Origin of the sequence: Litorilinea aerophila, assembly GCF_006569185.2 — a bacterium.
In the GTDB taxonomy this organism is placed as follows: domain Bacteria; phylum Chloroflexota; class Anaerolineae; order Caldilineales; family Caldilineaceae; genus Litorilinea; species Litorilinea aerophila.
On record NZ_VIGC02000031.1, the window covers coordinates 1 to 14,024 of the forward strand.

At 66.5% G+C, this 14,024-nt stretch carries 7 protein-coding genes and 1 tRNA gene; 2 read left to right on the forward strand and 6 right to left on the reverse strand.

Annotated elements, in window-relative coordinates:
- Nucleotides 1-152: 152 nt before the first annotated feature.
- The 5 genes from FKZ61_RS19295 to FKZ61_RS24085 form a co-directional block, all read right to left on the reverse strand.
- Complete coding sequence (locus tag FKZ61_RS19295) at nucleotides 153-971, reverse strand: segregation and condensation protein A (RefSeq protein WP_141611783.1); 819 nt, start codon at nucleotides 969-971, stop codon at nucleotides 153-155.
- A gap of 2 nt (nucleotides 972-973) precedes the next feature.
- A complete protein-coding gene (locus FKZ61_RS19300) occupies nucleotides 974-4,810 on the reverse strand; it encodes an N-acetylmuramoyl-L-alanine amidase (RefSeq protein ID WP_141611784.1) in 3,837 nt (1,278 codons plus the stop codon).
- A 10-nt stretch (nucleotides 4,811-4,820) separates the two neighbouring features.
- Nucleotides 4,821-7,805 carry a M23 family metallopeptidase gene (locus tag FKZ61_RS19305; RefSeq protein WP_141611785.1) on the reverse strand — a complete coding sequence of 995 codons (2,985 nt, stop codon included), beginning with the start codon at nucleotides 7,803-7,805 and terminating at the stop codon, nucleotides 4,821-4,823.
- Between the two features lie 159 nt (nucleotides 7,806-7,964).
- Entirely contained in the window at nucleotides 7,965-8,831 is an 867-nt protein-coding gene (locus FKZ61_RS19310; RefSeq protein WP_141611786.1) for a 3'(2'),5'-bisphosphate nucleotidase CysQ family protein, read from the reverse strand.
- A 381-nt stretch (nucleotides 8,832-9,212) separates the two neighbouring features.
- The gene (locus tag FKZ61_RS24085; protein WP_141611787.1) at nucleotides 9,213-10,640 is read right to left on the reverse strand and encodes a formylglycine-generating enzyme family protein; all 1,428 of its coding nucleotides are present in this window, start codon (nucleotides 10,638-10,640) and stop codon (nucleotides 9,213-9,215) included.
- 203 nt (nucleotides 10,641-10,843) lie between these two features.
- On the opposite strand from FKZ61_RS24085, the gene FKZ61_RS19320 reads away from it, so the two are divergent.
- Together FKZ61_RS19320 and tyrS are read left to right on the forward strand one after the other, a co-directional pair.
- Entirely contained in the window at nucleotides 10,844-11,917 is a 1,074-nt protein-coding gene (locus FKZ61_RS19320) for a zinc ribbon domain-containing protein (protein WP_141611788.1), read from the forward strand.
- A 278-nt stretch (nucleotides 11,918-12,195) separates the two neighbouring features.
- Complete coding sequence (tyrS, locus tag FKZ61_RS19325) at nucleotides 12,196-13,431, forward strand: tyrosine--tRNA ligase (RefSeq protein WP_211358646.1); 1,236 nt, start codon at nucleotides 12,196-12,198, stop codon at nucleotides 13,429-13,431.
- Nucleotides 13,432-13,859: 428 nt separating this feature from the next.
- On the opposite strand, the gene FKZ61_RS19330 is transcribed toward tyrS, so the two are convergent.
- Nucleotides 13,860-13,935 (reverse strand) — tRNA-Asp (locus FKZ61_RS19330).
- Between the last annotated feature and the right edge of the window lie 89 nt (nucleotides 13,936-14,024).

Here is a 14,024-nt window from a genome sequence, read left to right on the forward strand (position 1 = left end):
TCTCTTCCAACGCACCCTTGCCATTCCAGCCGCCCTGACCAATCAACGTCTGGAATGACACGATGTGCTGATGGTTTTCAGTTGTTAAGGTTCTCAATTCCCAACACGATGTGCTGATGTACGACAAGTAGGCAGTAGGCAGGAGGAGGGGGTCAGGCGGGGACTTCAGTGGGTGGGGAGTCCTCGTCCGTGGGGAGGAGCCAGATGGGGCCGAAGGTCTCCGTCTGGCGGGCTTCCAGCTCCCGGCGCTTGATCAGTTCCAGGACGGCCAGGAAGGTGACGATCACTTCCATGCGCCATGAACTGTCGGCCAACAGTTCGTGGAAGGCCAGCCCAACTCGCCGACCTTCCTGGCGGCTCTGCTGCCGACAGGCCGCCAGCCGGGCGCGGACATCGGCGATCTTTTCAGCCACGGTGATGGCGTAGGTGTGGACCCGCGGCGCGGGCGGTTCCACCGGCATGCGCTCCAGGGCCCGGCGCAAGGCGGCGTGGAGTTTTTCCAGCCCCACCGGCTCCAGGACAGGCGGCGAGGCGGCCCCGCTGCCCACCAGGACAGCCTTGGGCACGGGCGCGGTGCGGGCGTAGGCCCGCAGCCCCTGTTCTTCCCGCTCCCGCAGGGTCGCGGCCACCTGTTTGAACTGACGGTAGGCCAGCAGCTGACGTACCAGGGCGTCCCCCGGGTTCTCCTCTTCTTCCTCATCCCCGGCGGGCGGCTGGGGCAGCAACGCCCGAGACTTGATGAAGAGCAGGCGCGAGGCCACCACCAGAAAATCGGCCAGCGCGCCCGGCTCGATCTCCTCCAGCTGCTGCAGGGTCTGCAAATACTGGTCGGTTACCGCCACCAGGCTCACCTCGCTGATATCCAGCTCCTGGCGCTCGATCAGGTGCAGGAGCAGCTCCAGCGGGCCCTGGAAGACAGGCAGATGTACCGGATAGGCGGCGCCCAGCGGGTGGGGAATGGCGATGGACACGGCTAGAAATCCACGTCAAAGGAGCGGAAGCGGCGCCCCAGGTTGGCCAGCTCCGCCAGGATGCGGCTGGTCTCCTCTTCATCCCGGCCTGCAATGCGTTCCACCTTGCAGCCGCTGGCCCGCAGCAGCTTCTCCTCTGCCGCGCTGATGCCCGCCTCGTTGCCCACGATGGTCACATACTCCGCGTTGCGCGCGTCCTGGACGCTGAAGCCGATGGTGGGGCGGAAGCGGACCACGTAGCTGATGGCGTTGACCAGATCCTGGCGGGCCATGGGGCCGGGGTACGGGCGCTGCCAGAAGAGCATGTAGTGGCGGATGGTCTTGACCCCCACGCCGGACTGGACCTGCTCGATCCGCTCCCAAAGCATGTCCCGCCAGCGGTTGCCCTGGGTCCATTCGCTGCCTGGGCAGACGGTGTTGTTGTCCGGGAACTCCCGGTGCCCCCACACCCGGGCCAGGGGGATGTTCAGCTCCTGCATGAGCCAGGCCACCAGATGAGCGCCGGCCCGGAGCTGGGCGGTGGTGGGCACCCGGCCGTTCATGAAGCTGCCGGCGAAGACCACGCCCACCGCGTACATGTTGTGGCGGTAGACGTGATAGCTGGCCGTCTCCAGGTAGTTGGTCTGGTCGATGGTGCCGTCGGCATGGATGAAGAAGTGATAGCCGATGCCCGGCCAGGCATCTTTGCCCCGGGCCGGGTCCGGCGCCACGTGAAGCTCGGCGATGCGGGCCGGGGAGACGGTGGGCGGCGTGGCCGTGTGGTGGATGGCGATGTGGGTGATCTGGCTCAGGGGGCGCTGTTCGTAGCGCAGGGTCGGGTGCCGGGGTAGCTGCTCCACCACCACCCGCATGGCCGGCTTGGGCACCACATAGCGCTTGTGCTCCTGTTCCCGCTGCTGGAGCTCCCCCTGCAGCCGCCGGATCTCATCCTGGGCCTGCTGGTACTGGGCCCGGAGCTGGACGTTCTGGTCCTGCAGGGTCTGGTTGTTGTGGCGCAGGGCTTCCACCTGCTGCTCCAGCTGGGCCACCTGGTTGCGCAGCTCAGCCTCGGCCGGGCTGCTCTCCTGCCAGCCCGCCGCCCGGCGCACTGCCGCCAGCAGGGCCTCCTTCCAGCAGGCCCCTTCCAGCCACTGGGCGCCCGGGGACGGGTGGTCGATGAACTCGCTCACCCCTCGGATGCTTTCCAGGGAAAGCTGGGGGAAGTACTCCAACAGCCAGGCGATGAGCTTGCCGCCAGCGTAGATCTGTTCGTGGGTGGGCACCCCGTCGTCGAAATCGCCGGCGAAGGCAATGTTGATGGCCCGGGCCAGGTAGACCTGGTTGGTCTCCACCACCTGGTCCAGGGGTTGGGTCTGGTAGATTTCACCCTCGGCGGAGATGTAATAGTCGTAGAGGATGCCCGGCCAGTCGGGCAGGTGGGCCCGGGCGATCTCTTCCAGGGGGACGTCGGGCGCGACGCCGGTGTGGTTGATCACCACGTACTGGATGCTGTCGGCCGGCCGGGGGACATAGCGCTCCGGATCCCGGGGCAGCCGCTGGATCCAGTTGTGGATGGGCAGGCCTCCCGCGGTCTGGGTGGGCTGCTCCTCCAGCTGACGCTGCAGTTCGGCAATCTCCCCCTGGAGGCGCCGGTTGAAGGCCAGCAGCCGTTCCCGCTCCGCCTCCAGTTCGGTCACCCGGTCGGCCAGGGTGGCCTGCTTGCGCTCCAGTTCGGCGATGAGGCCGCCCATCTCCACCACCCGGCCGCTGTCGCTGGATCCGCTCAGCGCGGCCAGGTGGAGCTGGACCTGGCGGATGAGGATGGCCTTCCAGTTGATACCCGTGTAGAAAGGCTCGCCGGGGCTCTCGGTGTCGGTCAGCTCCCCCAGGCCCATGATGCTCTGGGGCGAAAGCCCCAGGTTCTGGGCCAGCCAGGCGCAGAGGCGGCCCGTGGCGTCCAGTTGGGGCATGGAGGGGGTCTGCTGGCTGAAGTTCCCCGCCAGGCAGATGTTGACGCCCTGGGAGGACCAGATCTGGTCCGGGTTGGCCACTTCCTCCAGGGCGCTGACCTTGAAGATCTGTCCCTCGCTGTCCACCACAAAGTGGTAGGCCATGCCGGGGTAGCCGGCGCGCACATGGGTCTGGGCGATGCGCTCCAGGCTGAGGCGGGGGTCCGCGCCGGTGTGGCTGATGACCAGGTAGCGGATCTGGTTCAGGCTGCGGCGGGCGTAGGGGGTGCCCGAGCGGGGCAGCTGCGCGCTCACGTCGCTGAACAGGGGCACGGGGAGCTGGTCGCCCTCCTGGCCATCCATCCCGGGCACTCGTTTGGGCATCTCCACCGTGATCCAGCGGGTGAGCACCGACGAGCCCTTCTCCCGGAACCAGGTGATCCCTTCGTGCACCAGATCCAGCTCCAGGGTGTAGTTGCCCGGCTCGTTGGGCAGGGCCAGACGCACGTTGACGGTGACCGTCTCGCCGGGGGGCACGTCCCGGGGAATGTCGGTGCGCAGGTCCCTGGCCGGCTCCAGGGAGAGGGGACGCCGGTTGCGGAAGTAGCGATAGCCCACCCGGAAGGGGTTGCCGCCGCCCCAGCTCCAGGGCAGGCTGCCGGCATTGCGCAGGGTCACGGGCACAGTGATGGTCTGGCCGGCCACCAGCCGGTCCGGGAACTGATCGTCCAGCCATTCCACCCGATAGGCCGGCCGGGCCGGTTCCGCGGGGCCCTGACTGTCCCGGGGCCGGGGAGCCGGTTCGGGCTCGGCCTCCAGCTCAGCCCCCTGCCAGCGGTAGTCGTGCTGGAGCGCGGCCCGGAAATCTTCCATGACCCCCTGTTTGCCGTCGATGTACCAGCGGTCCATGCGGGGCCAGCGGTAGAGGATCAGGGCCCGGATCTGCTGGTGGCCGGGCTCCCGATTCCAGGCGTCGATCTCCGCGTAGGCCTGCTGCACCCAGCCCGTGTTTTCATCCAGCCAGGGGGTCGTCTGGTCCGTCTCGGTGATGTAGACGGGCAGATGGCGCATGGAAGCAGGCACGGCCTCCAGAAAGTCCCGGTAGGCACGGAATTCCCGATGACGCTGCTGAAAAGGCGGCCCCAGCTTCTCGTCACTGACGATCAAGGCCGGGTCGGGGCCGTGGGTGTAGGTGTGGAGGGTGAAACCATCGCAGCCGTCGGGCCCCAGCAGGGTGAGGATGTCCCGGAAGTATTGCACCCAGTCGCCGTTGGGGTTGTCACCGTAGATGGTCTGGGTGTTCCAGGGAGCCACCGCGCCCACCAGCACCTGGTCGTCCTCGTGGCCCGGCACCCGGTGGATGGCCTCCCGGCAGAGGCGATAGCAGCGCGCGTAGAGCTCCGGCGTGATGATCTCCCCCGGGTCGATGATGGCGCCCCGGGTGGTCCGGATCTCGGTGGAGTGGTCGGGCAGGGCGTTGAAGCGCACGGGCAGGCCCCGGCGCATGGGATCCGACTCCTCGGGCGTGGGGCCGTGGATGGTCGGGTGGCGGGACCAGTCGATCTGAATGCCGGGCCGCTCCACCGCGTAGTTCATCTCATTGCCGATGATCCAGATCTTGCAGCCCCGGCTGGTGGCCACGAAATTGGCCACCCGCTGGGCGAACTGCTCGTAGAGGCTGCTGTGGGGGATGGTGCCGTCGGGCGGGTAGCCATGGTTCAGGCGGCACATGATCCCCAGCCCCCGGCTGCTGAAGGTGGTGAAGTCCACGCCGGTACGGTCGGCGGGGTCGTGGCCGATGGCTTCGCAGAACAGGATCCAGCCACGCCGGCCCGCGGAGAGCATGAGCTCTTCGCCGCCGGGTTCGTGGATACCAAAGAGAAATTCCGAATCGATCAACGGACGCGGCATCCGTCCTCCATCACGGTCTGGGCGTGCCGGGCGTTTCGGGCGCCAGGGGGCTGGGCGCCAGTCTGGGCAGCAGGATTCCCTCGGCGGAGGGAGCTGCCACGGCCCCTTCCGGGGCCACCATAGCCTGGGGCGCCGGAAGCGCCTGGATGTACCCGGGCAGGATCACCGCCTCTGGGGTCAGGTAGGGCAGGGGATCGGAGAAGCCTCCCCAGCCGTCGGTGCGGCTGTAGGGGTTGATGCGGATGGCAAAGTGCAGGTGGGGGCCGGTGCTGGCGCCGGTGTTGCCGGAACGGCCCAGGACATCTCCTCGGGCCACCTGCTGCCCTTGCTGCACAGCCACCCGGTCCAGGTGGGCGTAGATGGACTGGCCCCAGCTGTGGGCCAGGAGCACGAAGTGGCCGAAGCCGCCGGCTTCGAAGCCCACCAGGGCCACCTGGCCGCCATCGACCGCGGTGATGGGTGTGCCGGTGGGAGTCAGGAAGTCGATGCCGTTGTGGCCCTTCAGAGGCACGCCGTCGTAGGTGAAGCGGGCATAGAAATCGGGGTTTTCGCCCCAGAGCTGGCCGATGCCAAACTGCCCCTGGAAGGGCGCGCCCAGGTAGCGACCCGTGGCTTTGTCCGGGATCTCGGTGCCGGGCAGCCGGGGCGCCCGGCCCAGCAGCGGGATGGTGGACCCATCGCCGGGGGCCTGCTGGGCCACCCAGCCCACCACCTCCCGCCCGTTGCTGCCGATGCCGCCCCCCCGCCACCAGGTGAGCCCATCGGCCGTGCGGGGGCCATCTAGGATGTAAACGGTGGCCCGGGAGGCGAAGTCCCCCAGCACGTCATCCGCCGGCTTGTTCTGGTAGCCGGGGCTGCGTCGCACCCGGGCGCCGGCGCTGCCGACCACCACGACCAGGTCGCCGGGGGTGAAGGCCTGATCCGCGCTGGGACGCCGGGAGACCAGCAGGGGAATATCGCCGGGCGCGCTTTCGGCCATCCAGCCCTGGACCCGACGGCCCTGGCTGTCGGTGGTCTCCACCTGCCACCAGATGAGCTCATCGGCTGCCTGGGGACCGGCCAGGATACGGGCAGCGGTACCCGGCCAGATGTCTGCCAACACATCGTCCGGCGGCTTGTTCAGGAAGCCGGGTGAGCGGCGCAGGCGCACGTAGTTAACCGTCTCCACCGGATCGCCCACCTGGAACTTGCCGGAGATGGGCGGCGGAGCGGTGGTCTTGTCCAAAAGGCGACGGCCCGTGGGGTCCAGCTCGGCCATCCAACCTTCCCGCTGGACGCCGGCCACCTTGCCCCGCAGCTGCCACCAGATGAGGCCATCGGCCCGGCGGGGGCCCGCCACCACGGTGAGGACCGTGTTGAGGGGCACGTCGGCGACGATGTCCGCCTCCGGCTTGTTGCGGTAGCCCGGGCTGCGCCGCATGCGCACCACGTCCCGGGTCAATACCAGATCGCCCATCTTGAAGCTGGCCTCGCCGGGCGGAGGCGGCGTCGGCGGCTCTTCTGCCCCGGCCGGCTCCAGGAAGGTGGTGCCGGTGGGGCCAAACTGGGCAAGCCAGCCGTCCGTCGTGCGGCCGTCGGCCAGGGGCGCCCGGACCCGCCACCAGGTGAGGCCGTCCGCCTGACGGGACTGGCCATCCAGAATGGTCACCCGGGTGCCGGTGGGAATCTCGGCGATGACGTCGTCGGCCGGCTGGTTGAGGTAGCCTGGTGTCCGGCGCAGGTTGAGGACTGTGGTGGTGCGGACCACATCGCCGGCCTTGAAGGGGCCCTGGGGCGACGTCGTGACCACCTTGGGCCAGCGGTAGTCGTGCTGGAGCGCGGCCCGAAAATCGTCGATGACGCCCTGTTTGCCCTCGATGTACCACTTGTCGATCTTGGGCCAGCGGTAGAGAACCAACGCCCGGATGGGCTGGTTGCCGGGCTGGCTGTTCCACCAGTGGATCTCCGCGTAGGCCCGCTGCACCCAGCCGGAGTTGACGTTGGCCCAGGGGACATCCTGGTCGGTCTCGGTGATGTAGACCGGCAGGTGGCGCATGGAGGGGGGCACCGCGGCCATAAAGTCCCGATAGGCCCGGAACTCGTAGTGGCGATTCTGGAAGGGCGGGTTCATCTTGGCGTCGCTGTGGATCAGGCTGGGATCGGCCTGGTGGGTGTAGGTGTGCAGGGTGAAGCCGTCACAGCCGTCGGGGCCCAACAGGCTCAGGATGTCCTGAAAATATCGCACCCAGTCGCCAATCTCATTGCCGGGATAGCTGGTCTGATTGTTCCAGGGGGCCACCGCGCCCACCAACACCTGGTCGTCCTCGTGGCCCGGCACCTGGCGGATGGCCTGCCGGCAGAGGCGATAGCACTGGGCGTAGAGCTGGGGGGTAATCACTTCCCCAACCTGGCTGGGCGCGGCCTGGGGGGTGGCGGCAGCCTGGGGGCCTTCACCGGCCGGCCCACGACCCAACGCGTTGAAGCGTTCCGGTGCGCCGTGGAAGAGGGGATCTTCCGGATCGGGCGTGGGCGGGATCGGCGCGGCTGCAGGCTCCGCCGGCGGCCGCTTGCGACCCAACAGGGCCTGAACCAGGTCCATCAACGCGGTGAGCATGGTGACCAGGCCGCCCTGGGGGGATGCGGCTGTGGCCGCGGGCTGGGCTGCCCGGGTGACCTGAGGGCGTTCGATGGCGTAGTTCATCTCATTGCCGATGATCCAGATCTTGCAGCCCCGGCTGGCGGCGACAAAATTCGCACAGCGACGGGCGAAATTGGCGTACTGGCTGCTGTGGGGAATGGTGCCGTCCGGGTGATAGCCGTTGTTCAGGCGGCAGATGACGCCCAGCCCCTGGTTGCTGTAGGGGCGAAAGTCCTTGCCACTCTGGTTATTGGGATCGTGTCCGATGGCCTCGGTGAAGACAATCCAGCCGGGTTTCCCCGCGGCCAGCATATGGCCCTCACCGCCGGGCTCATGGATCCCAAAGATGAAGTCGGACTCAAAGCGCGAACTTGCCATGACACCCTCCTGTCCTGCGGCATGGGCTACGGAGTGGCTGGGATGGCGGGCGGCGAAGCCAGCCGACGGCGCCCCCGGGCCCCACGATTTTCAGCGCCAGCTCTGACCCTGGCCTGACCTTGGGAGAGAGACGAAACGGGGAAGGGATGACGCCAATCTCTACCAGAAACCATCGTCCTCGTTGTAGCCGAACTCCTCACAGATGCGGGCCACAGTCTCCACGATCTGGTCGTGGACGCGGCCATTGCTGGCCACCAGGCCGTTATGAGCCCGTACATCCCGCTTGTTGAAGAAGATGGGGTTCCCCCAACAGTCGGTCATGCGGCCGCCGGCGGCCTCCAGCAGGGCGTGGGGAGCGCAGAGATCCCACTCCTTACAGCCCGGGCTGGGGTGGACGTAGAGGTCGGCCAGTCGGCGCACGATCAGGCCTACCTTCAGGCCAACGCTGCCGCTCACCCGCTCGCTGGTGATGCGTAAGGCCGCGCGCACCCGGTCCACGATCTGCTGGCGATGGCTGCGGCTGCTGACCAGGACCATGCGGCTGGGTTTGTCCACGTCGCTGACCCGCAGGGGGATGCGCTCGTTGGCTTCGTAGAGGTAGGCCCCATGGCCCACAGCCCCGGCATAGAGCAGGCCGGACTCAGGCTGCATGACCACGCCCAACATGGCCCGCCCCCGGATGGCCAGCCCGATCATGATGGAAAATTCGCCGTTGCGGGCAATGAATTCCTTGGTCCCATCCAACGGATCGATAATCCAGACCCGTTCCTTTTCCAGGCGGCTCAGGTCATCCTTGGATTCTTCGGACAGGATCCCGTCGTCCGGGTACATGGCCCGCACCCGGGTGACGATGTGCTGGTTGGCAGAGCGATCGGCCTCAGTGACCGGCTCGCGATCCGATTTGTACCGAACTTCCGACGACCCGATATAAAACGTGTTGACGATGGTCGCGGCCTCGCGTGCCACTTTGCACGCGAATTCCAACTCTGCGGTTAAGTCGGTCACTTCTACCTGATCGTGTGACATAATCCCTCTTTTTACAATAGATGACTCCGCTGCCCAAACACCACGCCCAGCATTTCACGGTTGTTATCCATTGGCCGTTCTCCCCTGGGTTACCCATTGGCGGAGTCGGCATCTGAGGATGCTCACTCCGCACATAGGCCACCATCGGGCAGGACTGCATCCGTGTCATCGGTGGAATCTGTGGTTCCAATCACAGTAGAGCCATAGACGTTCCAGTCGGCATGGCAAAGCGTTCAGATTGTAGCAACAGTTCAGCAGCGCGGCAAGTATCGCAGGGGCATGGGATCTGCCCCGGCGACTCCTGTCCGGCGTCGATGCCACGGGAGAAATTCGGCGGCACTGCCCGAGGGGAGACCCTGGACGAATTTCAGCCAGGGCTTCCTACGGCTCCAGGCGGGCCCCGGCCAGGGGAGAAAGCCACCAGGCGGTCTGCGGGGCCACGCAGCGAAAGCCCAGCCAGTTGGCTGCGGTCTCCCCCGAAACCATTCGGCGGGCGGCGACCTGAAGCTGGGCCCGGCCATCCCGGAAGGAGCCCCCTTTCACCACGTAGGTGCCGGGCTGGGCCGGGGTCGCCGTCCACTCGGCCACATTGCCCGCCATGTCCGACAGGCCAAAGGGGCTGTCTCCGGCCGGTCGATAGGAGCCCACAGGCAGAGTATCGCCCTGACCGCCAGCCAGGCCGTTGGCCAGCTCCGGGGAGAAGGCATCCCCCCATGGATAGACAAAGACGCGCCCCGTGGCCGGGGCATAGCCGGCAGCCACCTGCCACTCCGCTTCGGTGGGCAGCCGCTTTCCGGCCCAGGCACAGTAGCGGCGGGCTGCGTCCCAGGAGACGTGCACCACAGGGTAGGCATGGAAGGCCGGGTTAAGGAAATAGTCCTCACGGGTGGCGCTGCCGTCCGCGGCCGGCCAGGGACAGGCGCCGGCCTCGTAACAGCGGCGGTACTGGGCGACCGTGACCTCCATCCGGTCCATGGCCAACGCCGGCAGCTCCACCATGACCAGCGTCGGCGGCCCGGCGGAAGCCTCCTGCACCGCGATGGGGTAGATACCGGCCGGAATCCAGACGCTGTTGACCGTGCGCCCCCGCAAAGTTTGAGCCATCCCCAGCACCAGGAGGCCCACCAGCAGCAGCCCCAGGAGGGTGCGGCGCAGGCGCTGCGAGCCAGCCCCAGGGGGGATCTCCCCTTGGGCGGGCGGCAGGGGCGTATCCCGCTGGAGCTGGGCCAGGGCCCGGCGGGCCAGTTGACGACGGCGGCCGGCTGCCATCAGCGCCACCTCCTCCAGCTCCCGGGCCAGGAGGGGAACCCAGGCGGCGCTCTCCGGATCCTCCTGCATCAGACGCCACAGTTCCCACGTGGACAGGGGCCGCTCTTCGTTCAGCACGGCCTCCTGGAGGATGATGGCTGTCCGCTCAGGATCGGTCTGGTGGGCCAGGGCAGTCAGCATGCCCTTGCGGTAGAAAAGGGCTGCCCGCAGCAGCAGGGAACGATGGCTCTCGTCCAGGTCGTGCCCGGCCTCCAGCGCCAGCAGCCCGTCCCGCAGGAGGGGCAGGGGCGGCAATGTGCCGGCCTGCCACCACCGGTCCAGGGCAGCATCCAGCTGGCGGCGGACTTGAGCCACCCGGCGGACGCCGTCCGGCCCGCGGAACGCGTCCAACAGGCCGGCGCCACCCGGGTGAACGACCTGGGGATCGTCGCCCGGGTCCGTCGGCTGCTGGAAGTCTGCGACCGCGCCGGAAAATTCCCAACGGAATTCGGTGTCCCCTTCGGAGGGCGGTTCTTCGCCAAAACCAAATCGCCTAAACATGGCCATGCCCCATTGTACCCATTTCGGATCGAAGATGACAAACCCCTGTCATGCTGGCATGTCCACAGCCCACCAACGTTTGACATCCCCGGGCATCCAGCTTACACTCGGGAAGCCTGCCAGCACGACGTGGCCCGGGAAGCGGCTGCATCCTGGCCGGCGACAAGGCCCACATCCTCCCATTCAACCCAGGACACAGAGCCATGCCCCGAAAAGAACTGGGTTACGTCCAACTGGAATGGACGTGCCCCGCCTGCCAGACCCGCAACCCGGGCCCCCAGCGCACCTGTAGCGGTTGCGGAGCGCCCCAGCCCGACGACGTGGAATTTCACCTGCCGGCCGAAGCTTCCCTGTTGACCGACGAGGAGACGGCCGCGCAGGCAGCGGCAGGGCCGGACATCCACTGTCCCTACTGCGACGCGCGCAACCCGGCCGATGCCCAAACCTGTCGCCAGTGTGGGGCCCAGCTGGATGCGGGCAAGAAACGGGAAGCCGGTGCCGTCCTCGGTGCTTTTCAGCCAGGCCCGGCCCCGGAGGTGCAGTGTCCTGCGTGCGGTGCCCAGAACCCGGCCAGTGCGCGCGTCTGCCAGCAGTGCGGCGCGGCCCTGGGCCGCCCCACCAAAACGGCACCCGCCGCCCGGCCCAGGCCGGCCCCATCCGGCGGCTGTCTCCGGTATGTGCTGCTGGCCGTCGGCCTGTTGGTCGCCGCGATGATCACCTATGGCGTGCTGGCCAACCGAACGGCGGGTACGGTGGGCACGGTGGTGGAAGCCCGCTGGACCCAGACCATCCAGGTGGAAGGGCTGGTGCCGGTGGAACGGTCCGCCTGGCGGGACGAGATCCCACCGGACGTAACGGTGGAGGCCTGTACCGCCCAGGTGCGGGAAGTGGTGGATGAACCGGTGCCCGGCAGCCAGGAAATCTGTGGCACACCCTACACGGTGGACACCGGTACCGGTCTGGGGCAGGTGGTGCAGGATTGCCGGTACCAGGTCTACGCCGACCGATGCACCTACCAGGTGGAGGAGTGGCAGGTAATCGACCGGGTCACGGCCACGGGCAACGACCTGGCGCCTCGCTGGCCCGTGCTGAGCCTGGCCGAGGGCCAGCGGGAAGGGGAGCGAAGTGCCCGCTACGAGTGTGTCTTCATGGCCAACGACAGGCAGTACGCCTACCAGATGCGCTCCGTGGAGGAATGGGCCCAATGTCAACCCAACAGCCGCTGGCTCCTGGAGATCAACACCTTTGGCCAGGTGGTCTCGGCACGGCCCGAATGATGGCGATCATAGCGCCCTGTTTGCCTGCCCGGAATGTTGACCGGAGTGGGTTCTTCAAGTATCATGGAAGCATGAATCAGCGGCGTAGACGGCAGAGCGGATTGCACATTGGTTCCTACTCGTATGCTGGGGGCGGAGGACAGCGCCCCAGCCCTTGCCTGCCTCGCGCCAAAACCGGGCAGCCCTGATTGCCCACAGCCAGTTTCCCAGGTTTTCCAGACGCGTGGCGCGAAGGTCCACGCGTTTTTCTTTGAAAGAAACGTAGAAGGGAGATGCGAATGGCCAAGTTTCCACCCGTCCATGAGCAGATGCGCATCCTCATGCGCGGGGTCGACTTTGGGGACGAACAAACCTATGTCAACATGGAGCGGGAGCTGCGGGAGCGCCTGGAGGAAAGCTACAACACCGGCCGCCCCCTCAAGGTCTACTGCGGCTACGACCCCTCTTCGCCGGACCTGCACCTGGGCCACACCATCACCATGCGCAAGCTGCGCCAGTTTCAGGACCTGGGCCACGATGTCACCTTCCTGATCGGCACCTTCACCGGCATCATCGGCGACCCCAGCGACAAGGAGAGCGTACGCAAGCAGCAGACCCTGGAAGAGGCCCTGGCCAAGGCCAAGACCTACGCCGAACAGGCCTGGCGTATTCTGGATCCGGAGAAGACCCGGGTGCGCTACAACCACGAATGGCTGAGCAAACTCACCTTCGGCGACGTGATCCAGCTGGCCAGCCACTTCACCGTGCAGCAATTCCTGGCCCGGGACAACTTCCAGAAACGCTACCAGAACGGGGACGCCATCTGGCTCCACGAATTTTTCTACGCGCTGATGCAGGGGTACGACGCGGTGGCCCTGGAGACGGACGTCCAGATCGGGGGGACCGACCAGCTCTTCAACCTGATGGCCGGCCGCAAGTTGATGGAGGCCTTCGGCCTGCGGCCCCAGGTGGTGCTCACCTCCCCCATCCTGGTGGGCACCGACGGCGTCATGCGCATGAGCAAGTCCGCGGGCAACTACATCGGCATCGATGAGCCCCCCGGCGTCATCTTCACCAAGGTGCTCAACGTCCCCGACACAGCCATGCGCAACTACGCGGAGCTGGTCACCCGCTGGAGCCAGGAAGAGATCGACGAGATGTTCCGCCAGATCGAGGCGGGCACCCTGGACATGCGCACCTTCAAGCACCGGCTGGCCCGGGAGATCGTGAGCATCTTCCACGGCGAAGAGGCGGCCGAGCAGGCGGCCCGGGACGCCGCGCGCATGCACGCCGGCGAGGCGCCCAGCGATGCGCCCACGTTTCAGTTGCAGGAGGCGCTCAACATTGTGGAGCTGCTCCATCGGGCAGGCCTGGTGAAGAGCAAGAGCGAAGGCCGTCGCCTGATCCAGCAGGGCGGCGTCCGCATCAACGGCGAAACCGTGGCGGACCTGGATCAGGTGGTGCAGGTGCCCAACGGGCAGGAGTTGGTCATTCAGGCCGGCAAGCGAAAATTTCTGCGGGTCACCCGGGGATAGAGCCTGTCACAGCAGGTGAACTGTCGAGGCCAGATCGCAAGGGCGGGTTGAAAGCCCGCCCTTCATTTTTATCCTCGGTCATCTGTGGATTAAGTTGTGGCTTTTGGGAGTGGGGTCAAACGGGTAAAAAAAAGAAGAACTGCCGTTCATTGCGGTTCCCCCGATAGCGGCTGAGCCGCACCGCAATGAACAAGCAGTTCATGGTCCCTATAGTAGCACAGGTCCTCGGGTTTGTAAAGTCCCAATTTGGCTGAATTTTGCTAAAAAACGCCAAATTCCCTGCAGAAACCGCCACTTCACCTTACAAAGACATTAAGGAGACCGCCCGCTCGACATGTAAACCCATCAAGCTCCATCAGCACAATCTACCAAAGAAAACCAACAAAAGAAAACGCCCTGCCGGAATCCGGCAGGGCGTCTACCAACTTTGGCGGAGACGACGGGATTTGAACCCGCGACCTTCGGCTTGACAGGCCGATATGCTAACCGCTACACCACGCCTCCACGCTGTGTCGCATCTGGGTGCCACCTGTAGGTCAGTGTGACTTCGCCAGCGCTTTCTTCTTGGCGGAGGCACCAAAGTTGATGGCTGG

Coding starts and splice junctions, on each gene's coding strand:
- FKZ61_RS19300 (WP_141611784.1), bottom strand. CDS start 4,810: ATGCCGCGTCCGTTGATCGATTCGGAATTTCTCTTTGGTATCCACGAA.
- FKZ61_RS19305 (WP_141611785.1), bottom strand. CDS start 7,805: ATGGCAAGTTCGCGCTTTGAGTCCGACTTCATCTTTGGGATCCATGAG.
- FKZ61_RS19310 (WP_141611786.1), bottom strand. CDS start 8,831: ATGTCACACGATCAGGTAGAAGTGACCGACTTAACCGCAGAGTTGGAA.
- FKZ61_RS24085 (WP_141611787.1), bottom strand. CDS start 10,640: ATGTTTAGGCGATTTGGTTTTGGCGAAGAACCGCCCTCCGAAGGGGAC.
- FKZ61_RS19320 (WP_141611788.1), top strand. CDS start 10,844: ATGCCCCGAAAAGAACTGGGTTACGTCCAACTGGAATGGACGTGCCCC.
- tyrS (WP_211358646.1), top strand. CDS start 12,196: ATGGCCAAGTTTCCACCCGTCCATGAGCAGATGCGCATCCTCATGCGC.